This window comes from Ruegeria sp. F12 (assembly GCF_056533885.1).
The window spans coordinates 83,552-107,066 of record NZ_JBQFOV010000007.1; the positions used below are offsets into that span (position 1 = coordinate 83,552).

Genomic DNA, 23,515 nt, shown 5'->3' on the forward strand with positions numbered 1-23,515 from the left:
ATGCAGACAACATTCACCGAAAAACAACTGCAAGACCCGGAGATCCAGCGCTCGAACGAGATCTTGCGCAACTGCGTCCATTGTGGGTTTTGCACCGCCACTTGCCCCACCTATCAGGTGTTGGGAGATGAGTTGGATAGCCCGCGTGGGCGGATTTACCTGATCAAGGACATGCTGGAAAACGAGCGTGTGCCGGATGAGAAAACGGTCAAACATATCGACCGCTGCCTGTCCTGTCTGGCCTGCATGACCACGTGCCCGTCCGGTGTGCATTACATGCATCTGGTCGATCACGCGCGTGAATATATCGAACAGAATTACAAACGGCCCTTCACCGACCGCGCCCTGCGCTGGGTGCTGGCGCAGATCCTGCCTTATCCGATGCGGTTCCGCTGGGCTTTGATCGGGGCTAAGCTGGGCCGTCCGTTCAAATTCCTGATGCCAGATGCGCGGTTGCGGGCGATGCTGGATATGGCGCCAAAACATATCCCTCCGGTCAGTCGCAACGACGACCCGCAAAGCTTTGCCCCCAAGGGTGCGCACAAAAAGCGTGTGGCGCTTATGACGGGGTGCGCGCAAAAGGCGCTGAACACTGATATCAACGATGCCACTATCCGTTTGCTGACCCGGCTGGGGTGTGAGGTTGTCGTGGCCGAAGGTGCGGGCTGTTGTGGAGCGCTGACGCATCACATGGGCAAGTCCGATGACAGCCACAAAGCGGCCGCTGCCAATATCCGCGCTTGGGTGGCCGAGATGGACGGGGACGGGTTGGATGCCATCGTCATCAACACTTCGGGCTGTGGAACGACCGTGAAGGACTACGGGCATATGTTCCGCAATGACGCGTTGGCCAAAGATGCGGCGCGGGTGTCGGAGATTGCCATGGATATCAGCGAGCTACTGATGCAGCTGGATATGCCCGAAGGTGGCGAAAAGGGTCTGACTGTGGCCTATCACGCAGCCTGTTCGTTGCAGCATGGTCAGAAAATCAAAACCTATCCCAAGGACCTTTTGAAACGTGCAGGGTTTACTGTGGTCGAACCTGCGGACAGCCATCTGTGCTGTGGCAGCGCCGGAACCTACAACCTGATGCAGCCTGAGATTTCCGGGAAACTCAAACAACGCAAGGTCAGGACGCTGGAGGCTGGTAACCCTGATGTGATTGCCGCAGGCAACATCGGATGTATGATGCAGATCGGATCGGCTACCGAGGTTCCGATTCTGCACACGGTCGAGTTGTTGGACTGGACGACCGGAGGGCCCCTGCCAAGGGCCATGCAGCAGGACCACAGGCCGGACCGCGAGGTGCCGATCTTAAGGTAGGTATCTGTTCCCGCGACGCACTGGTCGCGTTCAGAACCCGGCTGTCAAGCGAGCGCCCTAATTTCGCCTTACGCACTGCGTAGGAGGATAAGTCGAAGCTACGCCGGAGAACCGCTTGCGAAACTGGATCAAGGTCTTAGCACTGGCGCTGATGCCCATGGCCGCAATGGCTCAGGATTCAAGGTTGAAAAGCCTGGAAACCACCGATGCCGGGCGCGCGTGGATGGCTGTTGGGCGGCTGGATATCGGCGGTGCCGGGTTTTGCACAGGCACCCTGATTTCGCCGACTATTGTACTGACCGCCGCGCATTGTTTGTTTGACAAGGTTACTGGCCAACGCGTGGACTTGTCAGATGTCGAGTTTCTAGCCGCATGGCGCTTGGGTCGAGCGTCGGCCTATCGGGCGGCGCGGCGAGCTGTCATTCATCCCGAATACCAGTTTGGCGAGGACTCCACTGCCCGGATTGGCAGCGATATCGCGCTGGTCGAGCTGTGGCAACCGATCCGCAACACCACCGTCATCCCGTTTGAAACCGGCGCACGCCCGGCGCGAGGGGAAGAGGTTGGCGTGGTCTCATACGCGCAGGACAGGGCTGAAGCGCCATCGTTGCAAGAGGTCTGCTCGGTCATGACCCGACGTTCGGACGTTTTGGTGATGTCCTGTGATGTGGAATTCGGCGCGTCCGGGGCGCCTGTGTTTTCGTTCGAAGGCGACCGCCCGCGCATCGTCTCGGTCGTGGCTGCCAAGGCCGAATTCAATGGCCAACGTGTGGCCGTGGGCACAACGGTCGAGGATTCACTGGATGTTCTGCACCGTGAATTATCCGCCGGGCGCGGGTTCATCGCCGACACGCCACCAGGAGCGGCCCGCAACAATGTGGGTGCGAGGTTTGTCAAACCGTGACGCGTATTCTTGCGACCCTATTGTGTCTGCTGGTGATGGCGACAACCGCAAGCGCCCAAAGTGCCAAGCGCAAGCTGACCGACCGGGAAGACCTCTATGGTTGGGAAGCGGTCGGGCGTCTGGATATCGGAACCCAAGGCTTTTGCACTGGCACCCTGATCGCGCAGGACATTGTACTGACCGCCGCGCATTGTGCGCTGGATAGGGCAACGGGCCGACCCTATGCGCCGGGGCAGGTGACGTTCCGCGCGGGTCTAAGTCAGGGGCAATCGCTGGCAGACCGAAAGGTTGTACAGATCGCAGTTCATCCCGACTATGCCAAGCATCCATCGCTTTCGAATGCTGGCGTTCGGGCCGACGTTGCCCTGATGAAGCTGGAACAATCGATCCCTCTTTCCATTGCGGACCCTTTTGCCTTGCACAGCGGGCGTGTGACGGGGGGTGAGGTCAGCCTGGCCTCGTACGGGCGGGGTCGATCCGAGGCGATTACCCGCGAACGGTCCTGCGATATTCTGCAAAGAGTGCAGGGGCTAATCCTGTTTAACTGCGATATCACCTTTGGGTCTTCGGGCTCGGCCCTGTTGGCGCGCAAAGGGTCGCGCTGGCAGATTCTGTCGGTGGTTTCGGCGGTTGGCGCAGTTAATGGCCGCAAGGTTGGGTTTGGCATGGAACTGGCCGGAATTGTCTCGGATCTGAAGGCCGATCTGCGCCGCGATGCACCGCAGCCCAAAGCCTCGATCAATCGTCTACAGGTCGGGTCGGGCAAGTCCAATTCCGGTGCGAAATTCATCAGCCCCGGCGGGGGTTGAACTCGGCCAAATCGTTACCCATGTGAACTGTATCGGGTCGCCACGAACGGGGCCTGATACAGCAAACCGCCCGTCCGAACCGGAGGGCATATCGTAGATCGCTCAGACTTGAGGATATGACACATGCGAACTTTTGATTTTGCTCCGCTGCACCGCGCAACCATTGGCTTTGACCAGATCGCCGACATGATGGATCGCGTTCTGACCAATGACGTGGCTCAGCCCAGCTATCCGCCTTATAACATCGAAAAAACCGACGCTGACGCCTATCGGATTTCCGTCGCTGTCGCCGGTTTCGCCGAGGCCGATCTGTCGGTCGAGGTGAAGGAAAACGCCCTGATCGTGGCCGGCAAGAAAGCCGCCGAGGACAAGGACCGTTCCTACCTGCACCGTGGCATTGCCACCCGCGCGTTCGAGCGCCGCTTTGCACTGGCTGACCACGTCCGCGTGACCGGTGCGAGCCATGAGAACGGCATGCTGAACATCGACCTCAAGCGCGAGGTGCCCGAAGCGCTCAAACCGCGCCGGATTCAGATTTCGTCTGGTCAGGCCATCGAAAAGGACGTGGTTGACGCCAAAGCCGTGAACTAAGGCCGTCCGACCACCGCGATAGTCCTGCCTCTCGGGGCTATCGCAGACTGCACGCCCCGCGTACCTCCAGACGCGGGGCGTTGTTCCCCAAACCAATATCTATCCTGCGCAATAGTGCAGAGGTTGAATGTTCAACGAGCTACTTGAACCCAGCCATCTTGATCTGGGTCAGTTCCGTGGTGGGGGGGTCGTTGGGTCTTACAAAACCAAAAGTAAGGACAATTGAGTGCGAGTGAATGGAAGGAATCTGAAATGAAGAAAGTAACTATATCTTGCCTGCTTGTGGGCACGCTAGCTTTGGCGGCGTGCAGCGCGCCAACGACGCCAACACAGGCCCAGGTCCAACACGATGCGCGTTGCGCAGCAGGTATTTTGGGTGGCGCGGCTATCGGCGGCGTTGTCGGTAATCGCTTTGGCGGCGGATCAGGCCAAACACTGGCGACCGCGGCTGGTGCCGGACTTGGAATGTATGCAGGCCAGTCGGCTTGCAACTGACGAAAAGTTACATGCTGAACAGTTTGGCGCCGCGCAGGTGATGCGCGGCGCTTTTAATTTAGGAATATGTGCTTCAGTTCCCAGCCGTCACCTGTCCGATCGACCAGAACATCGTCTCGCCTGAGGCATCGTCGACGCCGTCATTGTCGGTCATCACAAACGCCTCGCCCGAGGGCAGGATGGCCAGACCTTCGATCTTGTCCAGAACGTACCCGCCGATTGAGGTCAGGTCAGGTAGCAGGTCGCGAACCTCTTCTTTGCTGACCACGGGCAGGGGGCCGCCCAGCGGGGCCGGGGTCATTTCCGACAGTGGGATGCGATAGACCTTTTTGGTCACGGCACGGTGGTCATGCTGGTTGTCGCGCTCGATCACATAGACATGGTCGCCGAAGGCCACGATTTCCGACAGACCGACCCATCCAGTGTCCGGGTCTGCCTTGGGATAGTGGACTGCGCCCCATTCCTGTGTCTCAAGGTTGTAAGCCACCAGTTTGACGTGGTTTTCCGGATCGTCCTTCCATTCACGCTGAACAGCCATCCACAGAGTGTCACCGACGCGGGTGATACCTTCGAAGCCGAAACGTTTCTCGACTGCCATCAGTTCGGCAGGCAGGCCGATCTCACCCTTGCGGTCCTTGATCAGACCATCCGCGCTGACGTGATAGATCGCGTGCGGGATAACACGGTCGGTGCGGCCTTCGGAGGCCACGTAGAACCCGCCGTTGCCGTCCAGCGTGATACCTTCAAGGTCCAGTTTCTGTGCCGGATTGCCGTCCTGACGGTGGATGCGGATGACGTCAACGATGCGGGCGGGCTGCTGGCTGGGGTCGATCTTGAAGATCGAGGGCTGGAAGCCGTAAAAGCTGTCATTGACCGCATAGATCATGCCGTATTCATCCGCGACCAGACCGGACAGCGCACCCCATCCAATCAGCTCATCCGCACCGGCAGAGGTCAGATGCGGATAGGCGGCGGGGGCATCCTGATACTCGAAGATCGAAACATGCGCGCGCGGGCCGCCATCTTCGATCAGGTCTTTTTCGTTGGCCGAGATCAGCAGGTTCCGCTCGGGGATGGCAACATAACCCTCCGGCCCAACGCCTGAGGGCAGCAGCTGTTTCAGAACCGGGTTCGCGGGGTCAGTGGCGTCATAGACACCCACGACCGAGGCGCGCTCCGCCCCGACAAAGATCATCGGCGTACCGCCATAGGTGGCTGCGGTCACGCTTTCCGGCTCAACGCCTTTGCTGTCCGAGCGTTTGTCGGGGTAGTGCCCGATTTGGATGATCGCTTTCTCGAACTCGGTGCCGTTCTCATACACAACGGTGCCGTCCTTGTGGAAGATCGTCCAACCACGCGAGCCGCCCTCATAATCGCCTTCATTGGCGGTGGCGAAGTGGTTGTCGTCGATCCATTTCACCGCGTCGGGTTCACGCAGGCGGCCCGGCTGGCTTTCGGTGAAGATTAGCGCGCCACGTTCATCGGTGGCATCGATGCCTTCCAGATCCACGCTGCCGGCCGAGAAATGGCTGATCACGGTGCCATCTTTGGCAATAACCGCGATGTGGTTATTTTCTTGCAGGGTGACGACGGTTTCACCCAAGCTGTTTATGTCCACGAACTCGGGCTCGGGGTCGGTCGGCGCAACCTCGGCCAAACCGGTCAGCGAGGCCATTTTCATGCCCGCACAATCCAGCGCGCCATCTTTCAATGGCACTAGAGCCAGCTCACCTGCAGGTAGCTGTGGGATGAAACCGTCGTTCAGATCTTCGTCACGCTCATTCTCAATCGCGACGGCGACAAAGCTGGCATCCGGGGCGATTGCGACGCTGTCAGGCTGACCGCCCAGATCACAAGCGCCGGTTTGCGCTTTGCCCGCAATATCGACCGAGATCAGCTTGCCCGAGGGTGCGGTGTAGCTGTCCGACGTGTTCACGCCAACAAAAGCCGTCGAGCCAACGATTCCAACTGAGGTTGGCTCGCCACCCACCTCCATCGCACCCAAAGGTGCCGGGTTCGCCGGGTCGGCGATGTCGACCATACCGATCACGCCCAGCGGGCTGTCGGTATAGACCAGCGTCATGCCATCTGCAGTCGCCGCGATAATCTCAGGCGAGGTTTCGCGGTTCATATCCGCACCCTCAGCCATGTTCTTCACAACTGGAAATGACGCAATTCGGTTGAAATTCATCTCTGCCACGGCCTGACCGGCGGTCAGGGCCAAGGCAGATGTCAGACAGACACAGCGCAATGACATCGGTTGGTATCCTCTCTTGCTTAGTTGCAAGGGGGGATGGACGTGGTTCATTACGCTGGCGTGACGGTTTTGTTTCAAATTGGTGACAAGATGGGCTGCCTTCTTGCTGCGGCGATGCGTTTGTTCGTTTCAGGTCGCGCCCAGATTGCAGGGTCTATCTTTTGCTATGTATTTTTGCCAGTCTTTGCAGGAATTTTCCGCCCAAGGGGATGTAAATAGGCGTAACATTGCCTATCTTATTGGGGATTTTAACAAAAAAAGGGATAGCAGATGTCGAACCATCAATTTGACGCCTTGATCGAAGAAACGCAGACGAAAGTGCGTGAAAGCCAGTCGCAGATCGAAAGCCTGACCTCGCGGATTGACGCGGCGCGGGCCAAGATTGGCACGGCCGAGGCAGATATCGACATCGAAAACGCCACGCTTGAAGACGTACATGCCCATACCGAGGTGATGAACGCCAATATTGCTGAGCTGATTATGGGGCTGGATGACGTCACCAACGCGTTCTCCAAGGATTTCGACGAGATGCGCTCGAAAACCGGGTGGGAGTCGTTTGTGGGCATCTTCGCCAAGGGCAAATCCGAGTCGATGCGGCAGGAGCGGATGCGCACAGCCAATATTGACGACAAGCTGCAGGACCTGATTGCCAAATCGGACGTGATCGTAAAGTTGCTGGAAGGCCAACTGTCGGTGCTGGAAGAACAGCGCGTGAAGGTCGAGGACAACCTGACCGTCACGCTGGATGATCGCGAGGCCACCGTGGCCGAGTTGGAGGCCTTGCGTGCCGAGATCCAAGGCATGGACCCGACGATTATCACGCTTGAGAACAAGATCAGCGTCGAACAGGACGCCGCTGCGCGGACCCAGTTAGAGACTGAATTGGCCGAGCTGAACAAGCAATACAACGCCAAGGTTCAGGAGGAACAGGTCAAGCTGGCCAAATCGCAAACGCTGGAGCGCTATATCGAAAAGGGCAAAACCTGGGTCGATTCACTGCAAAACCAGGCGGCGACGCAGATGGTGCTGATCAACAAGCTGCAGACAGACACGCAACAGCGCGTGGTGCTGTATGACGCCCTGACCAAATCGCTGAAAACCGCGCAGCAGCAGGACGTGGCCCACCGCATCAACGAGATCGGCGTGCAGACGGACCAAGAGGCGCAGACGGCGATGGCCGCCATCGGCACCGCGACCAACCAGAAAATGGCCGACATGCTTGAGGCGCACGAAGGCCACATGGTCTTTGCCCGCGATGTGCTGGAGAAAAAGGCCAAGGCGGATGAGCGCTTTGCCCGCCGGTTTGCCTCGATTGTCGAGAAGCATGATAAGAATTTGTATGGGGGTTGAGCCAGACGGCGGACTGCAACGTGGCAAAAGACGTAGTTTTTCTGCTCCTAAAGATGCTGACGATGTGCGCGTGCCTAGCGGCAGCGATGCTTGTTGTATTTTTCGTATCCCAAAGGTTTTTGGGTGAGTACGAATTCTTGTTCCTCTTGGTGAACCTTGCTGTAGGGATCGGGAGCTTTTGCGCCCTTCTTTTTTCGATGGGGATGCTAAAAGAAGAAATGCAAAGAATAGATAAGAAACATCGTCCGTGGCTCTTCGATGGGTTCGGAAACCGCAAATGACTGACCCTACCCAAGATCATGTCGGCCTGACCGACACCTTCGCCTCGCGCCGATATTTCCGCAAATTCGAGGTGATCTCCGTCCACCTCCTGCGCGTGGCCGCGACGATGGAGGCGGAGGGCGCCATCAGCAAGCAAGAGGTGCGGATCGTGTCGCGCTACCTTTCGGGGCTGCTCTACACCTTTAGAGCGCTCAGCATGAAATACCTGCTGGTCGGGCGCGATACGGGGCGGTTCTTTGGCAGCCTCGCCATGGACAAGCGCGACAGCGGGTTTCCGGTGGCGGCCGAGTTGCTGACCATGGCCAACGACGCGCAACAGGCGCAGGTGCATCTGGCGAATATGCCCTCAGCCGATGATCTGAAAACCGACATGGTGCGGACGATCATTGGCGACCGCGAAATCCCGACCAAGCTGCAATTCGCGCTGTCTCAAAGGCTCTATTACGAGGAATTGCTGAAAGGTCAGTTGTTCTGGTCCCGCAACGATCCCGAGTGCCACTGGATTGGAAATGAGGGTGAGCGGCGCAAGTTCCTGATCCATTGGGCGGTCTATGACAGTCAGATCAACCTGCCGGTCATCTACATGATGCAGGTGGAGGACAGTGGCAGGACCGCCCTGCCCAAAGACCAACGCCGCTGGCCCGAGGTGCAGGCGCATCTGATGGCGCAATCCTTGGGCGGGTTGAAGCTGGTGACGATTGCCAAAGGGTTCGATCAGGATTTCGACGATCTGCACCCCAAGCACCTGCGCCGCATCCATGTGGGGCCGATGTATTCCTCGGCCTATACCGAGCAATCCGGCCCCTTGCGGCAAGTGCTGGAGGACGCTCAGGCCCCCGAGGGTCAGGATTGGGCGCTGGCCTGGACCACCGAGGAACTGGAGAGCGAGGACGTTTTCGAGGAACGCGCCGGGTGGTTCTCGACCGTTGAGCGCGAAATTTTTGCTTTGGATCCGTTTGGCGCGCAAGGGGCCGAGACTGGGGCCACGCGCACGCAGCGGTCGATTATCCTGCCTCAGCGCCCGTTTCAGGTTCTGGCAGAGCGCGACCCGCCGGGCTTTGGTGACGTGCGCAAATTCGTTGTCAGCAAGACGGGGCAAGTGTTGCGCTATTAGATTTTTTGCCTCCGGCGGAGGTATTTTTGAACAGAAGAAGCAAGGGCAGTTTTTGAGATGAGTTTGACGTCAGATCAGATGGAATTGCGCGAAGACGATATTCGTAAGCATTACCCGGCAGCGACCGCCTTGCTGAACGGGTTCGAGCATGCGCCGCGGATTGCCAAACCGGTTGAGGCGGCGGTCGAGCGGTCCTCGGGCGTGTCGACGGGGCGGCGGTTTAGATCCACGACTCCGGGGTTGGTGACACGGCGCACGGTGCGCGCGGATGGGGTGCATCTGGTCGAGCGGATCGAGGCTGCGGATGATGGCGATGCGTTGGTTTCTCCGCAACAGGCCACGACGCAGCAGGCTGTGCGCCGCGCGATTGCCATCGCCCTGGCCGTGGCCGAGGCTTATGCGGAGCAAACCGCTCTGGCCGATCTGAAGCGCGCCAATCTGGCGGGGGATTTGCCCGCTGCGCGCAAGAGCGAGTTTTCGGAATTGCTGACGGCTGAGGCTTTGATTACATCTCACACCTTCGGCAATGCACTGGCGTATCTGATGTCGTCCCATCTGGGCGAAACCACCGTTGATCTGGGCGAGATTGAAGAGATTCTGACCGACAATGGCCAGCTTGCGCTGCACGGTGCCTTGTGGGAGCTGGATCAGATGTTGGCGAAACACGCCCCGGACGATGCGCATCTGATCGCGGCCACCAGCGCCTATGCCGAACAACTGATGGACAAGGCCGCCCTACGCGCGCAGTCGGCGGGTCATTTGACCCCGTTCCAGAACGCCGCCTGGCATATCGAGGCGGATGACTTGACGATCCGGGGGTTCGAACCCGCCTCCAAAGCCAAATCCACCACCCTGACCATGACGTTCAAGAAACCGAACGAAGTGGTCGGCAACCATATCGCCAAATATCAGGCGATGAAGCTGGCCAAGATGCTCATGGCCTATGATTTTGACCGCCGCCTGAACCCGTTTGCCGAGTTGGGCGGGTTCATCTTTACCTTCATGGGCGACGGCAAACCGGGCACCGGCAAGACCACCCTGATCCAGATGATGGCCGGGTTGATCAACGACTATTGCCAGAACGCGGGCTATCCGTTCCGCTATCAAAACCTGAGCACCGACAATATAGACAGCTATCAGGGCAAGTCCGGTCAGAACGCCAAGGCGTTTATCAACACGATCATCGACCCCTCGGTTATCGGCTTTGGCACCATCGATGATATCGACCAACTGGCAGGCAAACGCGGCGACCGGCAGTCCAGCGCGGGCCAACTGGAAATCACCGCCGTGCTGATGGAAAGCTTTGCAGGTGCCAACACTGTTGTGCGCGGCAATTGCACCTTTGGCATGTTCTCGAACTACCCCGAGAATGTGGACGACGCCCTACGCCAGCGGGCGGGCGCGCGGTTCCTGGTGGACGGGCCGCAAACGCGCGAGGATTACATTGACATCCTGCACCTGTTAATGGGCCGCAACCACGATATCCCGCTGGGTGAACACGACGCCTATGCCGCGCAGGAGATTAAAAAGGCCGTCGCCGCCAGTTTCGAAAGCCACTCCCGCCCGCATGGGGACGCCTTGCTACAGGTCTATGACCGGGTTTCCGGTGAGATCGGCCAGATGGACACAATTGCCAAGCTGGGCACCTACCTCAAGGCGATCCAGCAGGCGGACGAGAGGTTTACGGGTCGCGCGATCAAGAACATCACCGACGCGGTCAAGGTCCGTGCGATGGATTTCGAACTGCCGGATGAGTGGATGGAGAACCCCGACCTGTTCCTGTTCCGCGACTACGACACCAAGAAGGGCATGATCGAGGAGCTGCGCCAGCCGATCACGGTCGAGATGGTGATGCAGGAAATCAACCGCTACGCCGACAGCGAGTTCCGCTATGCCGACAAGAGCGATGAGGTCGCGATTGAGAACGCAGTGCGCGAGATGGGTCGGATGGAAGAGGCCAAGCGGCGGCACCTGGAGGGGAAAGGGTGACGGCTACTTTGATCAAGCAATCAAACTGTCCAGATCAGTTGGCTGAAATGCCTTCACGTTTTCTTGGCCGGCCGTTGTTACCACATGTGATCGCACAGACTTTGAACGTCAGAGCGCGCACTGATGCGCTCTGTCAGTCAAAGGAGAAAGAGACATGACGTTGACAGTCGCAATCACCGCTTTCGCCCTTGTTTTGGGTCTGATCCTGCCCCTGCGCTGGGGTGTATTCGGCTTTCTGGGCGCGGTGGCGGTGCTGTTCCTAACCCAATTCGGCGTGAACGCAGGCGGCGGGTTTGAGGGCACGACATGGGAAGAGACGCTGATCCTGTTCGAGGGCAGCGTGGTGTCTTACATCGGTTTCAACCTGCAAATCACTGCGCGGGCATTTGCACTTCCGCTGCTGGTGTTGGCGGTTGTGGTTGTTTGGCGCCTTAATAGAATGACGAGGTGACCAGCTTGAGATTAATCATCGTCACAGCTTTTTTCGCGGTCTTTTTGGCTGTATTGATGACAGTCACTATTTGCGGTTGGGAAGGACTGCTGCCTGAAAACTTCCGTGTTGTACGGACATGCGGCGTTACGGATCCACCAAGCGAAGTTTTTTATAGCTTTCTAGTGCTTGGGTGCGTCTTGGGCGTGATTGTGTCTTCCTTGGTTGTGTTTTGGAAATGGATTTCGAAGAGGCAAACGTCATGATCCGTCTCATCGAAAAAGGCCTGATGTTCGGCAATCTTGTCCACATCTCCAGCCCGGCCTTGGTCGAACGGTATAACCGCGCGTTGCAGCATCTGGCGGGCAAGGCCACTCAGCTTACGGATTTCCACGTCGATATCTCGGGCTATTCCCCAGAGATTGGGCAGGAATTGGACGACCCGCTCTACCTCAACCCAAACGGGGTCAACCGGCAGTTCATCCTGCTGACGACCGAGCAGAAACGCGCGCCTCTGCTGAACGTCAAATTCTCGACTTCGCGTGACATTCTGCGCGAGTTCATCGAGATGAACGAGGCGCAGCTGTTCGCCCTGACCGCCACCGATGCCGTGGCCGGAGAGCTGGTGAACTCGGTCTTCAAACTCAGCACGCCCAATGATCTGCTGAACCTGCGCAAGATTGAGATCGAGGCCGATACGGTCGGCGGCACCTTGCGCAAGGCTGAACAGCTTGCGGGTTTGGTCGAACGGTTCAAGACCGAACAGGACGCCTGGTTCGATGATGTTCTGATTGCCGAGATGATCGATACCGCCAAGGACACCGGTGACGTCACCCGCAACCCGGTTCGGCTGCGCCACACAGCCTTTGAGCAGCCGAATTTCTGGACCGCGCATTATGGCGGGCTTTACCTTTTTCCGGACCTCGACCATCCGGCGGCGATCTGTATGGGTGATACGCCTGACGATCTGTCGATGAAGTATGTGTTCCACAAATCGCAGCGCAATCAGATCGCCAAGTTTCTGGGCTACAACAATCTTGTCGAAACGGTCATCGAGGCGCGCGGCGTGGATTCCGCCGCCATTCTGCAACAAAAGATGGATTTTCTGACCGTGGCGGCGGCTGCGGGTTCAGGGGTTGATCTGACAGGGTTGGAGCGCCGCGACATGCGTCGTCTAGCCCGAAACCACGCCGACCACCTGCCCGAGGCCTATCACGGGTTGGCGCAATTGCTGCGCTGGGCGACCGATGGCGGGCCGTGGCCGCGAATCACTTCGGACCATCCGGCCTATTTCTACACCCTGCGCGCAAAGGACACCCCGCATCGGGATCTGGTGAATATGCTGCTGGCCGAATTGGCCCCGTTGGACCCGCGCCAGTTGTTCATCTGCCACAAGGAATTGTTCTACAGCACCTACAAAACCTGGCCTGAGAACAAGAAAACCTATGTTGCCGACTTTCTCGCGCGCGAGTATCAGGTGGACAAGGCCGGGGCTCGCGCCGCCTTGTTTGGGCATGAGCCCGACATGAGCGGCCAGGACCGGGTCAGTGAGGCGGTGATTGCGCGGGTCGGCCCCTGGGGCGCATTGGAGAGAGGGTGAATGTTCGTCGCGATACGATTTCTGATCCCCCTGTTGATTGTCCTGACCGTGATCTACGTTGGGCTGTCGATCTATTCCCGTCTGGTGCGTCGCCGCAAGCTGATTGCCCATTGGGAAAAGAAAGGGTTGCGTGGTGATCGTGACGCATTTCTTGAACGTGGGATGCGGCAGTATGACAACTCGTTTCGCAAGAAACTGTTGTTGGGTGTCTATGTCATCCCGCTTGGGGCGATTGCCCTGTTGATCTATATAACAAATTTCATGTGAGGACCGGATAGATGGTCTATGTCAAATGGGCGTTCATCATTGTGTTCTGGGGGCTGATTGCCTCGGTTTTGGAATACACTCTGCCACAACAGGATGTGGTGCGTATCGTGAAGACCGAGGTGCGGCGCGTCGATTTCGGTGAGAATTCGATCTTTTGGGCGCAGCAGGACACCGGGCAAGAAGGTGCGCAGACCGTCAACCGCGACGTGCGCTTTGTCGAAACTTTCCGCCCCAACGGCAAGCCGCGCGTCTATCGCAACGAAGATACCGGTTGGGGCTGGCCACCCTATTTCAAGTTGGATAGTTCCAACTTGCAGGCCGAGTTGACCAACCTTGTTTCGACAGCAGACAACCCGCAATGGGTGGTTTTGCGCCACTATGGCTGGCGCAATCAGCTGATGTCGATCTTTCCCAACGCTGTTTCCGTGCGCCCCGTCGACAGCCCGGATGTGCGCCTGATCCCCTGGTTCAACATCATTTTTCTGACGGTGCTCGCAGCGCTGATCTGGGCCATTTGGGTGCGCTGGCGACGCTTCCGCGCGGCGCGGGTCGATCCGGTGATCGAGAATGTTGAGGATGGGCTCTACGCTGCCGGCGACGCGATCGGCGAACAAAGCAGCCGTTTCAAAAAGTGGTTGAATACCTGGAAATCGAAGTAACGTATTCCAGATACCGGGTCTGCTGCCATTCTTTGCCGAAGCAGACCCTTGTACATCTAGCGAACGACAAATTCCGCGTGGAGCGCCCCAGCGGCTTTGATTGTCTTGAGGATGTCGATCATATCACGCGGCGACACACCAAGCGCGTTCAGGCCGGCGACAACCTCGGACAAGGTTGTCGCCTCGGGAATTTCGGCCAATCCCGTGCCTTCTTCCTCTTCGATCCCGGCGATCGTGCGGGGCACCACAACTGTTTCTCCCCGCGCAAATGGGTTGGGCTGTATCGCAATTGGGGCTTCCTCGACCGTCAGGGTCAGGTTTCCTTGAGAGACCGCAACGCGCGAAATGCGCACCTCTTGTCCCATTACGATTGTGCCTGACCGTTGATCGACGACCACGCGGGCCTTTGTTTCGGGCTCGACCAGGATGTTTTCGATCCGACCGATCGCGTGCGCTGTTGATATGGCCTGAGTGGCGGCGATGTTCAGCTCAACGGTGCCCGAATCCCGCATGATGGCAACAGGTCGGTTGAATTCGGTATTGATCGCCCCCTCAATTCGGCCTGCGGTGGTAAAATCCGGTTCGCGCAGGGCCAGCCGCATCTGCGTCAGGGTCGACAGATCAAAGTCGATTTCCCGTTCCACCCGCGCACCCGAAGGGATCACGCCCGCGGTCGGCACGCCTTGCACCACGGTTGCGGCCTGACCTTCAGCCGAGGCACCGCCCGCAAGTACTGTACCCTGCGCGACCGCATAGATCTGCCCGTCGGCGGCGTTCAGCGGGGTCATGATCAATGTCCCACCCAACAGGCTGCTGGAATCCCCTATGGCAGAGACTGTCACGTCAATCTGCCCACCTACCCGCGCAAATGGCGGCAGGCTGGCTGTCACCAGCACAGCCGCTACGTTTTTGGGACGAAAATCTTCACCGGTGACGTTCACGCCCAGCCGTTCCAGAATGTTCGACATGATCTCTTCGGTGAACGGCGAGTTGCGCAACCCATCCCCGGTTCCGTTCAGCCCGACCACAAGACCATAACCGACCAGATCGTTGCCGCGCACTCCGTCGAAATCCACTAGGTCTTTCAGGCGGATTGCCCCGGCAGATGCCAGGCTGGGCAGCAACATCAAAAGGAAAACAAGAACTCTCATCTCAGGAAATTCACCAGTGACAGGTTGGCGTTGCGGACTGTGACGGAAAACAGGCTTTCCAACTGGAACTGGACTGTTTGCAACTGTGCCGCCGTTTCATAGGGGTCTGCGGCGATCAGTTTGTTGCGGCTGTATTCCAGACTGGTCCGGGCGGCATTGTTGCGCGTGGCGGCTTGTTCAATCCGCGCCTCGGCCACACCGATCCTGGCCCGCAGATTGACGGTTTCGTTCTGGGTATTGGCCAGATCAACCCCGAGTTGCTCGAAGAGATCTGTTCGTTGATCCCGTGGAATTCCCAAGGCAGGGTCGGCGACAGCGGCCGCAACAGCGATATCGCGCAAGGCCGCCTTGAGCGCAGGATCGGTTGCCGTCACCGGGACTCTGACGCTTTCTGATTCCGATATTTGCATTGGGGACAGCGTCGTTGCAGAGCCCTGATAGATCACCGCATCAAAACCTGCCGGATCGTTGAACCAATCCTCGGCGCGTTGACGGATATCGGCCACTGTAACCGCCCCGGTTAGCTCAGTCTTGAGCGCGGCCAGCAAAGTTTGCGCAGACGGCAAAGGAGATACATCGGTCGCCGTTCCGGAAAACAGGCTGCGCCCGCCCGCCCGCGTGTTCAGCGCAGAAATAACCGTGTCCAACTCATTCTGCGCCTGAACCGAGGCGTTTTCGTGGGTCACGGCCTGGTTGGATGTTCCGAATGACAGCAGAGATGCAGTGATTTCCGAGACGGAATGGTCAACGGTTGTCAGGCTCAGCTGCATGGCATCGGTGAACAACCCGGCCTCGGACGTGGCGACCTGAAAGGCATCAAGTCGGGCAAGGCTGCGATCCAGATCCAAGAGATGCGAATAATCTCCGTCCAAACGGCCCGATACATCCTGCACTTTGCCGGTGGCCATTTCGTAGGACAGTGTTTCGATCTGGTTTTTGATGTCGGTCGCGCGAGTTTTCAACGTCAAACCCCGCGCCAGATCTCCGATAGACGTCAGACTCATTCTTACAACCTCAACAGGGTTTCCATCAGCTCATCCACTACCGAGATCAGCCGCGCATTGGCGGCGTAGGTCTGCTCGATCTGGATGAGGCGCTGTAATTCCTGATCCGTGTCGACGCCCTGCTCGGCTTCGATCCGGGCCATCTCTTCTTGCGTGCTGTTGGCGAAAACCAGACGCTGATTGGCCGTATGCGCGTCGGCCCCGGTTTTGGACATCAGCGCTTCGGTCAAGCCCGAGGCGCGCATATCTCCGGTGCCGAAAACTGGGTTTGGAACCGGCCGGGCCGCACTGAGGATGGCGCTGAACGCATGCAATTGCGAGGCATCCCCCGGATCACCAGGAGCCGCCGCCCCAAGCCCCGCGCGTAGCCGCCAGCTTTGACCCCCCGCATCGGGGTCGACGATTTGGTTCAGACTGATCCGCGATGCAAGTCCCGCCGGTGCTGCCGGGTCAAACCGATTGCCTCCATCCGTAAACACCCCTGCGTCAGTGGGTAGGGCGGTCGGGTCCAGCCCCGGTGTTTCGAACCGTTCGATCAGGTCTTGGGCTACCGTGTCCAGATTGGACTGAACCTCAACTGCAAGCGCGTCGCGGATATGGAACTGTGCAGCCAGTGCGCCGCCCCGGATCTGTGCGTTGTCGCCTAACGTTCGAACCGGGTTGCCGTTTAGTGTCAGACCCGACAGCAGCCCGTTGTCGACGGTCATATGGGGCTTGGTGTCACCGGTCGTGGTGTAAGAGAACTCGGCCGCGCTGCCCTCCAAAAGGATCAAGCCGCCGTCAGAATAGATCGATACCTGATCATTCGCGCGCGGCACGACGTTGACGGGTAAGATCTGGTTCACCTGATCAATCAGTACTTGGCGCTGATCCAGAAGCGCGCCGATGTCGCCCCCCGCATATTTCACGGCGGGGATTTTGGCGTTGATCTCTTTCAGATCTTTGAGCGTCTGGTTCAGGCTGTCCACCTGTTTGCCGATTGTGCGATCAGCGTCCGATCGCATCTGACGCAACCCTTCCGAGGTCGCGTTCAATTTGTCTGCAAGATCGCGCCCCGTACGCGCCACCTGATCCAACCGTTCGGACGACTCGGGCAGGCTGGCGGCGGTAATCAGACTGCCGTCGAAATCGGCAAGCCTAGCCGCGAGCGAGGTCGCATCGTCGGGTCCGCCCACCAGACGTTCGAGTTGAGTGTGAAGTCCCGAAACTACCGTTTGAAGGGAAAGATCCGCGTCCGCGCTTCGCCTATTGGCCGTCAGGACCGGGTCCTGGTGCCGAACCACGCCGACAGTTCGAACGCCGTGGCCGGAAATCGTGTTGGTCGTCAGCTCCAGCGACCTGCGCGCGTATCCCGGTGTCAGCGCATTGGCGATATTGCCGGAGACAACAGCGGCGCCACGGCTGGCGGCGGTCAGGCCGCCGATGGCGTTGTTCAAGGCTGTCGACATGTTCATGAGACAGATCCCCCTGGGTTAACGTTTGATATTGGTGGTTTCCTGAAGCATCTCATCCACCGTCTGGATCACCTTGGCACTTGAGGAATAGGCCCTTTGTGTCTGGATCATCGAGGTCAGTTCGGTCGCCACATCGGTCGTGGATTCCTCGCGCGCGAATGAGACCAGATCGCCGGTTGGACCCTCGCCCGCGTTCCACAGGAAAAAGGTCCCGCTTTCACGGGAGGGGGCGTAGGTCTGGCTGTCCAGTGCCGTCAGCCCGTTCGGGTTGGGCACATCCGCCAGCGGGATCTGGAACATGCGGCGACTGACGCCTGTGTCATAAAACGCGTAGACATATCCGTTCTCGTCGACCTGAACGCTGGTCATCGTTCCAACCGCCGAACCATCTCGGGTGATCGAGACCGGAGCAAACGTATCCGACAACTGCGTGATGCCATCGGCGTCGCCAATCTGACCGATATTGATCTCCATCGGGCCGCCCGCCACGTTCACCATCAGGCTTCCCGTCGCCGGGTCATAAGCACCACCGGAAACCGCTGTCACGCTGGCCAGTGTTCCGCCCGCGGTGCGACTGTCGGTGAAAGTCAGGGTATATTCCCCGACGATTGCCCCACCCGACGCGGAGTCGCGCAGGATCATAGTCCACTCATTACTACTGCCTGTGGCGGGAACCGTTGGGACCAGCTCAATATCCACGCTTTCCGATTTGCCCAAATTGTCGAAATATTCAACCGACAGGGGCTGTGTGTCGCCCGGTGCCCCGGCATCGGTGGCCGTGGCGGGCAGGTTCATACGCAGGTTCATCTGTGTGGTTGGCGCACCGGACAGTTGGTTGACGCTCAGCTGGATTGGTTCCAGCGCGGCAGGTGTGTCGCGCGGTACAGCCGGGATTGTCCCGTCCGGATTGGCGCGCCAGCCCAGCAGCACCAGTCCGGATTCCGTGACCAGATACCCTTCTTCGTTGGTGCGAAACGAGCCCGTAGTGGTCAGCAACATCTCATTCGAGCCACTCGCGATTTGCGAGCTGGGCCGCACCGGCAGCATCCCACGCCCGCGTACGGCCAGATCGGTCGAATTGTTGGTGGTCACAAGCGAGCCGCGCTGGTCGATCAGACGCTGGCTGGTGGTGCGGACACCCCCCGCGGAATAGCTGCCGCCCTGACCGGACGTGACCATGGAATGAAAATCCGTCTCGACCCGTTTGTATCCGAAAGTCGATGAGTTCGCGATGTTGTCGGAAATGGTCGCCAGCCGGTTGGCATTGGCCTTCAATGCGGCCACACCGGCATTCAGCGAAGAAGAAATAGTCATTGGCACGCCCTTCTGTTGCGTCAATTCTTGATGCAACAGCTAACGCGCTGGGCCTTAACAGCGCGCTAACAGGTAAAATGCGTCCTACCTTTTGCGGTCAAGGATTGCGTAGAAAGATGACCTCAACCCTGTTATTGCGCACGGCCATCGGGTTTTTGGCCGTCAGTTCTCGGTCAGCATGTCCCGTGACGCGATCCAGTCGAGACGGCGTAACCCCTTTATCCTGCAGCATTTGCCGCACTTTCTGAGCGCGCGCGGTTGATACGTCCCAGGCCGGGTTCTGTGCCAGAACCACGGGCGAGGCGCGCACATGCCCTTCGACGGCCACCGCATTTGTCACCAGGTCCGAGGACCGCGCCACCAAAAGTGCCAGCGCCCGCATCATCGCCGTTGGTGTGTCACTATCCGATTCGAACAGGGGCTGGTCTTCGGTATCGAACAGCTCGACCACAAGACCTTCGTCGGTGACGCGCGTGACGATGTGCTGCAAGACCTTGTTCGAGACCATACTTTCGCCTGTCCGCCCCATCAGTTCGGCCTCAAGCGTGGTGAAATCCTGAACCTCGCGCTCGCCGCCATCTGCACTGACCCCGATGGAACCCTTCGCCTGCCTTGCTTCGGTCGGTCTGCGTTGACTGGCGCCAGAGCCGCTCATGGCCAGGGTCTTCTCCGAGAACATATTGTCGCCACCAAAGGCCCCGCTACCCCCACCCGAAACCGGGTTCACCGGGATCGTCGGCGAAAAATAGTCCGCCAGCCCTTTGCGTTGTTTTTCCGTCGTTGCATTCAGCAGCCACATCAACATGAAGAAAGCCATCATGGCCGTGACAAAGTCGGCATATGCGACTTTCCACGCGCCGCCGTGGTGGCCATCACCACCTGACACACGTTTCTTCTTGATGATGATTGGCGCCGCATTGGATTGCGCACCCATCTCCACCACCTTTTTTATCACCCGACTACAGGGGTAGCCGGGCAGGTCTTAAGGTGGGCTTAACACTTAAAACTGTCTTGATTTCCCTATCGCGGAAGGTTGGATCCTGCCCGCCGCAAGATCAGGTTCAACCGGTTGAAGCTGCCTTCGATCCCATCTGGTTCAGCCTTGGCAAAAAATGTATCCAGTTCCTCATGCACGCGCACGGCCTGATCCAGCAGCGGGTCTGCGCCCTCGGAATACAGCCCTGCCTTGATCATCACCTCGGATTGCTCGTAGCTGGCGACCAGCTTGCGGGCCTCGGCGATCATGCGGTTTTCGTCTTCGGTCGCCGCGCCGGGCAGGCTGCGCGAGACTGAGCGGCTGAGGTCGATGGCCGGGAAACGCCCGCGCTCGGCAATTTCGCGACTCAGGACAATGTGGCCGTCCAGAACGCCGCGCAGGATGTCAGCCACGGGCTCGTCCATGTCCGATCCTGCTACGAGAACGCTGAACACGGCAGTGATATCGCCCTGATCCGCCGTCCCAGGTCCGGCCCGTTCACACAGACCGGCGATCAGCGGCGTGACTGACGGAGGGAAACCGCGCAGCGACGGGGCCTCGCCCATGGCGACAGCGATTTCGCGGTGCGCCTCGGCAAAACGCGTCACCGAGTCGGCAAGGAACAGGACGTTCAGCCCCTGATCACGCAGATATTCGGCCACCGACATGGCCGACCAGGCACAACGCCTGCGCGCCAGAGCCGACTGATCTGAGGTCGCGGCCACCACAACCGACCGCTTCATCCCCTCGGCCCCCAGCGCATGTTCGACGAATTCGTTCACCTCGCGCCCGCGTTCACCAACCAGTGCAACCACCACCGCATCCGCCTGCATCGACTTGGCCAGCGTGGCCAGCAGCGTCGACTTGCCCACGCCCGAACCCGCGAACAGCCCGATGCGCTGCCCCTGCACCACCGGCAGCATGGTGTTGAGCATGGCCAACCCCGTCTCCATCCGCGCGCCCAGCGGTTTGCGGGTGACGGCGGGGGGCGGGGCCTGCATGATGTCACGCTCCTGCGTGCCAGAGAGCAGAGGTTTGCCATCCAGTGGTTTCCCGAACGGATCAACCACCCGTCCAAGCCAATGCATCCCCGGCGCAAACTCAGGCGTCTGCTCTAGAATCACCCGGTCGCCCAGACAAACGCCATCGGGCGCGGCCGCGGGCATCATATGAATCAAATCCGATTCGACATGCAGCACCTCCCCGCCCAGATCCGGACCGCTGCGCCGCCGCAGGGTCAGGTGATCGCCGATCCGTGCTTGCCCTTCAAGTCCTTGAATTTCAACAACTCCACGCGCCACGCTGGACACACGCCCCACATGGCGCACAGCGGAAAGACGGTCGAATTCGCATTTTAGAAAGCTTGGGTCGAGATCGGACATCGTGGGTTCTCCAACGGGTTTCTGAAAACGGTTTCTAAAGGAATCGGGGTTAAGCCTTGATTGAAATTGATCGAGGGAGAAGCCCCGATGTTCTATGACCTGAACGTCTTTAAGACAGCGCACGCAATGGCAACCCATGCCGGGCAACGGCAGGCCGTAATTGCGCGTAACATGGCCAATGCGGATACGCCGGGCTACCAGCCCCGCGATCTTGAGGCCTTTCGAACAGCATTCGAAGAAACCGGGCTCAAGGGGGCGATGATCGCCACGCGGGCCGGGCATCTGAACGGCAACAACGCGTCGCAGCCTTGGGCCGAATATGACGTCGCGCCTTCGGGCGATCCCAATGGCAACGGTGTTTCTATCGAGGAAGAGATGTTCAAGGCGGTCGAGGTCAAGCGCCAGCATGACCGCGCACTGACCATTTACAAATCTTCGATGAACATCCTGCGCACCAGTCTTGGCCGGTCATAAAGGGGTAGTGAGATGAGTGATTTTTCCCATTCCCTTGCCGCCTCGACCAGCGCCCTGCGCGCGCAATCGGCGCGTCTGCGACACGTGTCCGAGAATATCTCGAACGCCGATACGCCGGGGTATCGCCGCAAGACTGTACCGTTCGAAACCGTGCGAAAAGACGGGCGTGAGGTGGTACAGGCCGGGCGGGTCAAGCTGGACCGCCGCGACGCGTCGCGCGTTTACGACCCCGGTCATCCGATGGCGGATGAGACCGGCCATTATCGCGGCTCGAATGTCGATCTGATGATCGAGATCGCCGACGCCCGCGAGGCACAGCGCAGTTACGAAGCCAATCTCAAGATGTTCGACCAGACACGTCAGATGTCGTCGAGCCTGATGGAACTCCTCAGAAAATAAAGGACACCAGAATGGATATCCGAGCCCTCAATGCTGCCCAGAACTATGCGGGCGCGCGCTCTGCAACGCAGGCCGATTCCGATCACGCCGGAATGGCGCAGGGATTGCGCAGCACGTTTCAGGATTTTGCCGCGACGCTGAAACAGTCCGAGGCCATCTCGCAGACCGCGATGACCGGCCAGGCTGATCCGCACGCGCTGGTGCAGGCGCTGGCGCAGACCGAACTGGCGGTCGAGACGGCCGTGGTCGTGCGCAACAAAGTGGTCGAGGCCTATCAGGAAATCCTGCGGATGCCGGTCTGACGCGATGCTCAGCGAAGGTCTGTTCTATGACATCGTGCGTCAGGCGCTGTGGGTCGCGGTGATCACCTCGGTCCCGATCCTGGCTGTGGCGCTGGTTTCGGGCCTGATCGTGGGCCTGTTCCAGGCGCTGACCTCGGTGCAGGAGATGACGCTGACCTTCGTGCCCAAGCTGATCGCCATCGTCATCGTGTTCTGGATTTCCATGGGGTTCATGACCCAGACGCTGGTGACGTTTTTCACCACAACCCTTGTCCCGCTGATCGCCGGAGGTCGCTGATGGATACCGCCTATACCACCTTGTCCCGCCAGTCGGGGCTGATGAACGAAATGCGGCTGGTGGCGAACAATATCGCAAATGCCAACACCACCGGATACCGCGCGCAAGGCTTGGTGTTTTCCGAATTCGTGCGCGACATGCCCGGCAATCCGTCCTTGTCAATGGCGCGGGCTGAGGTGCGCAACACGTCATTGCAGCAAGGGGTTCTGACTGAGACTGGAGGCGATTTTGATTTCGCCATCGAAGGCGATGGGTTCTTCATGGTCGAAACTCCGGCCGGCAATCGATTGACACGGGCAGGGGCGTTCTCGCCAAGCGCCGAGGGAGATTTGGTCACGATGGATGGCCACCGTGTGCTGGATAGCAACGGCGCGCCGGTTTTTGTACCCCCCGACGTGGCCTCGATCGACGTCGGCAGCGACGGCACACTCAGTATTGAGGGGCAGTTGCTGGGACAGCTTGGTGTCTACCGGGTCGAAGATCCCAAGTCCCTGGTGCGCGAAGGCAGCACGCAGTTCCGTAGCGAAGGCGACGTAGTGCCGATCGAAGAGCCGGTTATCGTTCATCGCTTTCTCGAAGGGTCCAACGTCAACGCGATCGAACAAGTGACACGGCTGGTCGAAATCCAGCGCGCCTATGAGCTGGGCCAGAGTTTTCTTGAAACCGAAGACGAACGGGTGCGTGGCGCGCTCAAGGCGCTGATGCGCTGACT

25 protein-coding genes are annotated in these 23,515 nt (G+C 59.0%); 18 read left to right on the top strand and 7 right to left on the bottom strand.

The window, feature by feature from the left end:
- The 5 genes from glcF (at position 1) to ACR0CA_RS11645 (ending at position 4,122) form a co-directional block, all read left to right on the top strand.
- Complete coding sequence (gene glcF / locus ACR0CA_RS11625) at positions 1-1,323, top strand: glycolate oxidase subunit GlcF (RefSeq protein WP_480899148.1); 1,323 nt, start codon at positions 1-3, stop codon at positions 1,321-1,323.
- A 115-nt stretch (positions 1,324-1,438) separates the two neighbouring features.
- A complete protein-coding gene (locus tag ACR0CA_RS11630) occupies positions 1,439-2,227 on the top strand; it encodes a trypsin-like serine peptidase (RefSeq protein ID WP_237217300.1) in 789 nt (262 codons plus the stop codon).
- Positions 2,224-3,036, top strand: coding sequence for a trypsin-like serine peptidase (locus ACR0CA_RS11635; RefSeq protein ID WP_480899150.1), 813 nt, complete (start codon positions 2,224-2,226; stop codon positions 3,034-3,036). Before ACR0CA_RS11630 ends, ACR0CA_RS11635 begins: the two co-directional genes overlap by 4 nt.
- Before the next feature lie 123 nt (positions 3,037-3,159).
- On the top strand, positions 3,160-3,627 hold the full coding sequence (locus tag ACR0CA_RS11640; protein ID WP_170771055.1) for an Hsp20 family protein: 468 nt from the start codon (positions 3,160-3,162) through the stop codon (positions 3,625-3,627).
- A gap of 252 nt (positions 3,628-3,879) precedes the next feature.
- Positions 3,880-4,122: a glycine zipper 2TM domain-containing protein gene (locus ACR0CA_RS11645; protein ID WP_480899152.1), complete on the top strand. Its 243-nt coding sequence runs from the start codon at positions 3,880-3,882 to the stop codon at positions 4,120-4,122.
- 73 nt (positions 4,123-4,195) lie between these two features.
- On the opposite strand, the gene ACR0CA_RS11650 is transcribed toward ACR0CA_RS11645, so the two are convergent.
- Positions 4,196-6,379 (bottom strand): esterase-like activity of phytase family protein, encoded by a 2,184-nt coding sequence (locus ACR0CA_RS11650; protein ID WP_480899154.1) that lies wholly within the window; start codon positions 6,377-6,379, stop codon positions 4,196-4,198.
- A gap of 270 nt (positions 6,380-6,649) precedes the next feature.
- Between ACR0CA_RS11650 and ACR0CA_RS11655 the strand changes: the two genes are divergently transcribed.
- From ACR0CA_RS11655 to ACR0CA_RS11690, 8 genes are all read left to right on the top strand, one after another.
- Positions 6,650-7,729: a hypothetical protein gene (locus ACR0CA_RS11655; RefSeq protein ID WP_480899156.1), complete on the top strand. Its 1,080-nt coding sequence runs from the start codon at positions 6,650-6,652 to the stop codon at positions 7,727-7,729.
- A gap of 20 nt (positions 7,730-7,749) precedes the next feature.
- Positions 7,750-8,010, top strand: coding sequence for a hypothetical protein (locus ACR0CA_RS11660; RefSeq protein WP_480899158.1), 261 nt, complete (start codon positions 7,750-7,752; stop codon positions 8,008-8,010).
- Positions 8,007-9,125, top strand: coding sequence for a hypothetical protein (locus ACR0CA_RS11665; protein WP_480899160.1), 1,119 nt, complete (start codon positions 8,007-8,009; stop codon positions 9,123-9,125). Before ACR0CA_RS11660 ends, ACR0CA_RS11665 begins: the two co-directional genes overlap by 4 nt.
- A 57-nt stretch (positions 9,126-9,182) precedes the next feature.
- A complete protein-coding gene (locus ACR0CA_RS11670; RefSeq protein WP_480899162.1) occupies positions 9,183-11,114 on the top strand; it encodes an AAA family ATPase in 1,932 nt (643 codons plus the stop codon).
- 154 nt (positions 11,115-11,268) lie between these two features.
- Entirely contained in the window at positions 11,269-11,565 is a 297-nt protein-coding gene (locus tag ACR0CA_RS11675; RefSeq protein WP_480899164.1) for a hypothetical protein, read from the top strand.
- 241 nt (positions 11,566-11,806) lie between these two features.
- Entirely contained in the window at positions 11,807-13,144 is a 1,338-nt protein-coding gene (locus ACR0CA_RS11680) for a DUF6638 family protein (protein WP_480899166.1), read from the top strand.
- The gene (locus ACR0CA_RS11685) at positions 13,145-13,411 is read left to right on the top strand and encodes a hypothetical protein (RefSeq protein WP_170790109.1); all 267 of its coding nucleotides are present in this window, start codon (positions 13,145-13,147) and stop codon (positions 13,409-13,411) included.
- 11 nt (positions 13,412-13,422) lie between these two features.
- A complete protein-coding gene (locus tag ACR0CA_RS11690) occupies positions 13,423-14,070 on the top strand; it encodes a DUF1523 family protein (protein WP_480504199.1) in 648 nt (215 codons plus the stop codon).
- Positions 14,071-14,126: 56 nt separating this feature from the next.
- On the opposite strand, the gene ACR0CA_RS11695 is transcribed toward ACR0CA_RS11690, so the two are convergent.
- From ACR0CA_RS11695 to ACR0CA_RS11720, 6 genes are all read right to left on the bottom strand, one after another.
- Complete coding sequence (locus tag ACR0CA_RS11695; RefSeq protein ID WP_480899168.1) at positions 14,127-15,221, bottom strand: flagellar basal body P-ring protein FlgI; 1,095 nt, start codon at positions 15,219-15,221, stop codon at positions 14,127-14,129.
- Positions 15,218-16,225, bottom strand: a complete 1,008-nt coding sequence (locus tag ACR0CA_RS11700) for a flagellin (protein WP_480899170.1) — start codon at positions 16,223-16,225, stop codon at positions 15,218-15,220. Before ACR0CA_RS11700 ends, ACR0CA_RS11695 begins: the two co-directional genes overlap by 4 nt.
- Before the next feature lie 2 nt (positions 16,226-16,227).
- A complete protein-coding gene (flgK, locus tag ACR0CA_RS11705) occupies positions 16,228-17,679 on the bottom strand; it encodes a flagellar hook-associated protein FlgK (protein ID WP_480899172.1) in 1,452 nt (483 codons plus the stop codon).
- 18 nt (positions 17,680-17,697) lie between these two features.
- Positions 17,698-18,993, bottom strand: coding sequence for a flagellar hook protein FlgE (locus tag ACR0CA_RS11710; protein ID WP_170790104.1), 1,296 nt, complete (start codon positions 18,991-18,993; stop codon positions 17,698-17,700).
- A gap of 97 nt (positions 18,994-19,090) precedes the next feature.
- On the bottom strand, positions 19,091-19,927 hold the full coding sequence (locus ACR0CA_RS11715) for a flagellar motor protein MotB (RefSeq protein ID WP_480899174.1): 837 nt from the start codon (positions 19,925-19,927) through the stop codon (positions 19,091-19,093).
- Between the two features lie 86 nt (positions 19,928-20,013).
- Positions 20,014-21,351 carry a FliI/YscN family ATPase gene (locus tag ACR0CA_RS11720; protein WP_480899176.1) on the bottom strand — a complete coding sequence of 446 codons (1,338 nt, stop codon included), beginning with the start codon at positions 21,349-21,351 and terminating at the stop codon, positions 20,014-20,016.
- A gap of 87 nt (positions 21,352-21,438) precedes the next feature.
- Here ACR0CA_RS11720 and ACR0CA_RS11725 point away from each other — a divergent pair, with 87 nt between their 5' ends.
- Genes ACR0CA_RS11725 through ACR0CA_RS11745 form a run of 5 tightly spaced genes read left to right on the top strand, consistent with a single transcriptional unit; the run spans position 21,439 to position 23,513 of the window.
- The gene (locus ACR0CA_RS11725; RefSeq protein ID WP_480899245.1) at positions 21,439-21,825 is read left to right on the top strand and encodes a FlgB family protein; all 387 of its coding nucleotides are present in this window, start codon (positions 21,439-21,441) and stop codon (positions 21,823-21,825) included.
- A gap of 12 nt (positions 21,826-21,837) precedes the next feature.
- Positions 21,838-22,224, top strand: a complete 387-nt coding sequence (flgC, locus tag ACR0CA_RS11730) for a flagellar basal body rod protein FlgC (protein ID WP_170790101.1) — start codon at positions 21,838-21,840, stop codon at positions 22,222-22,224.
- A gap of 11 nt (positions 22,225-22,235) precedes the next feature.
- Positions 22,236-22,526, top strand: coding sequence for a flagellar hook-basal body complex protein FliE (gene fliE, locus ACR0CA_RS11735; protein ID WP_480899178.1), 291 nt, complete (start codon positions 22,236-22,238; stop codon positions 22,524-22,526).
- Positions 22,527-22,530: 4 nt separating this feature from the next.
- Positions 22,531-22,803 (top strand): flagellar biosynthetic protein FliQ, encoded by a 273-nt coding sequence (locus ACR0CA_RS11740; RefSeq protein WP_170353788.1) that lies wholly within the window; start codon positions 22,531-22,533, stop codon positions 22,801-22,803.
- On the top strand, positions 22,803-23,513 hold the full coding sequence (locus ACR0CA_RS11745) for a flagellar hook-basal body complex protein (RefSeq protein WP_480899180.1): 711 nt from the start codon (positions 22,803-22,805) through the stop codon (positions 23,511-23,513). Before ACR0CA_RS11740 ends, ACR0CA_RS11745 begins: the two co-directional genes overlap by 1 nt.
- Positions 23,514-23,515 lie beyond the last annotated feature (2 nt).

What these genes read in the sequence shown, in the direction of transcription:
- glcF (WP_480899148.1), top strand. Translation starts at nt 1, where the DNA reads ATGCAGACAACATTCACCGAAAAACAACTGCAAGACCCGGAGATCCAG.
- ACR0CA_RS11640 (WP_170771055.1), top strand. Translation starts at nt 3,160, where the DNA reads ATGCGAACTTTTGATTTTGCTCCGCTGCACCGCGCAACCATTGGCTTT.
- ACR0CA_RS11645 (WP_480899152.1), top strand. Translation starts at nt 3,880, where the DNA reads ATGAAGAAAGTAACTATATCTTGCCTGCTTGTGGGCACGCTAGCTTTG.
- ACR0CA_RS11650 (WP_480899154.1), bottom strand. Translation starts at nt 6,379, where the DNA reads ATGTCATTGCGCTGTGTCTGTCTGACATCTGCCTTGGCCCTGACCGCC.
- ACR0CA_RS11655 (WP_480899156.1), top strand. Translation starts at nt 6,650, where the DNA reads ATGTCGAACCATCAATTTGACGCCTTGATCGAAGAAACGCAGACGAAA.
- ACR0CA_RS11665 (WP_480899160.1), top strand. Translation starts at nt 8,007, where the DNA reads ATGACTGACCCTACCCAAGATCATGTCGGCCTGACCGACACCTTCGCC.
- ACR0CA_RS11670 (WP_480899162.1), top strand. Translation starts at nt 9,183, where the DNA reads ATGAGTTTGACGTCAGATCAGATGGAATTGCGCGAAGACGATATTCGT.
- ACR0CA_RS11675 (WP_480899164.1), top strand. Translation starts at nt 11,269, where the DNA reads ATGACGTTGACAGTCGCAATCACCGCTTTCGCCCTTGTTTTGGGTCTG.
- ACR0CA_RS11680 (WP_480899166.1), top strand. Translation starts at nt 11,807, where the DNA reads ATGATCCGTCTCATCGAAAAAGGCCTGATGTTCGGCAATCTTGTCCAC.
- ACR0CA_RS11685 (WP_170790109.1), top strand. Translation starts at nt 13,145, where the DNA reads ATGTTCGTCGCGATACGATTTCTGATCCCCCTGTTGATTGTCCTGACC.
- ACR0CA_RS11690 (WP_480504199.1), top strand. Translation starts at nt 13,423, where the DNA reads ATGGTCTATGTCAAATGGGCGTTCATCATTGTGTTCTGGGGGCTGATT.
- ACR0CA_RS11695 (WP_480899168.1), bottom strand. Translation starts at nt 15,221, where the DNA reads ATGAGAGTTCTTGTTTTCCTTTTGATGTTGCTGCCCAGCCTGGCATCT.
- ACR0CA_RS11700 (WP_480899170.1), bottom strand. Translation starts at nt 16,225, where the DNA reads ATGAGTCTGACGTCTATCGGAGATCTGGCGCGGGGTTTGACGTTGAAA.
- flgK (WP_480899172.1), bottom strand. Translation starts at nt 17,679, where the DNA reads ATGAACATGTCGACAGCCTTGAACAACGCCATCGGCGGCCTGACCGCC.
- ACR0CA_RS11710 (WP_170790104.1), bottom strand. Translation starts at nt 18,993, where the DNA reads ATGACTATTTCTTCTTCGCTGAATGCCGGTGTGGCCGCATTGAAGGCC.
- ACR0CA_RS11715 (WP_480899174.1), bottom strand. Translation starts at nt 19,927, where the DNA reads ATGGGTGCGCAATCCAATGCGGCGCCAATCATCATCAAGAAGAAACGT.
- ACR0CA_RS11720 (WP_480899176.1), bottom strand. Translation starts at nt 21,351, where the DNA reads ATGTCCGATCTCGACCCAAGCTTTCTAAAATGCGAATTCGACCGTCTT.
- ACR0CA_RS11725 (WP_480899245.1), top strand. Translation starts at nt 21,439, where the DNA reads ATGTTCTATGACCTGAACGTCTTTAAGACAGCGCACGCAATGGCAACC.
- flgC (WP_170790101.1), top strand. Translation starts at nt 21,838, where the DNA reads ATGAGTGATTTTTCCCATTCCCTTGCCGCCTCGACCAGCGCCCTGCGC.
- fliE (WP_480899178.1), top strand. Translation starts at nt 22,236, where the DNA reads ATGGATATCCGAGCCCTCAATGCTGCCCAGAACTATGCGGGCGCGCGC.
- ACR0CA_RS11740 (WP_170353788.1), top strand. Translation starts at nt 22,531, where the DNA reads ATGCTCAGCGAAGGTCTGTTCTATGACATCGTGCGTCAGGCGCTGTGG.
- ACR0CA_RS11745 (WP_480899180.1), top strand. Translation starts at nt 22,803, where the DNA reads ATGGATACCGCCTATACCACCTTGTCCCGCCAGTCGGGGCTGATGAAC.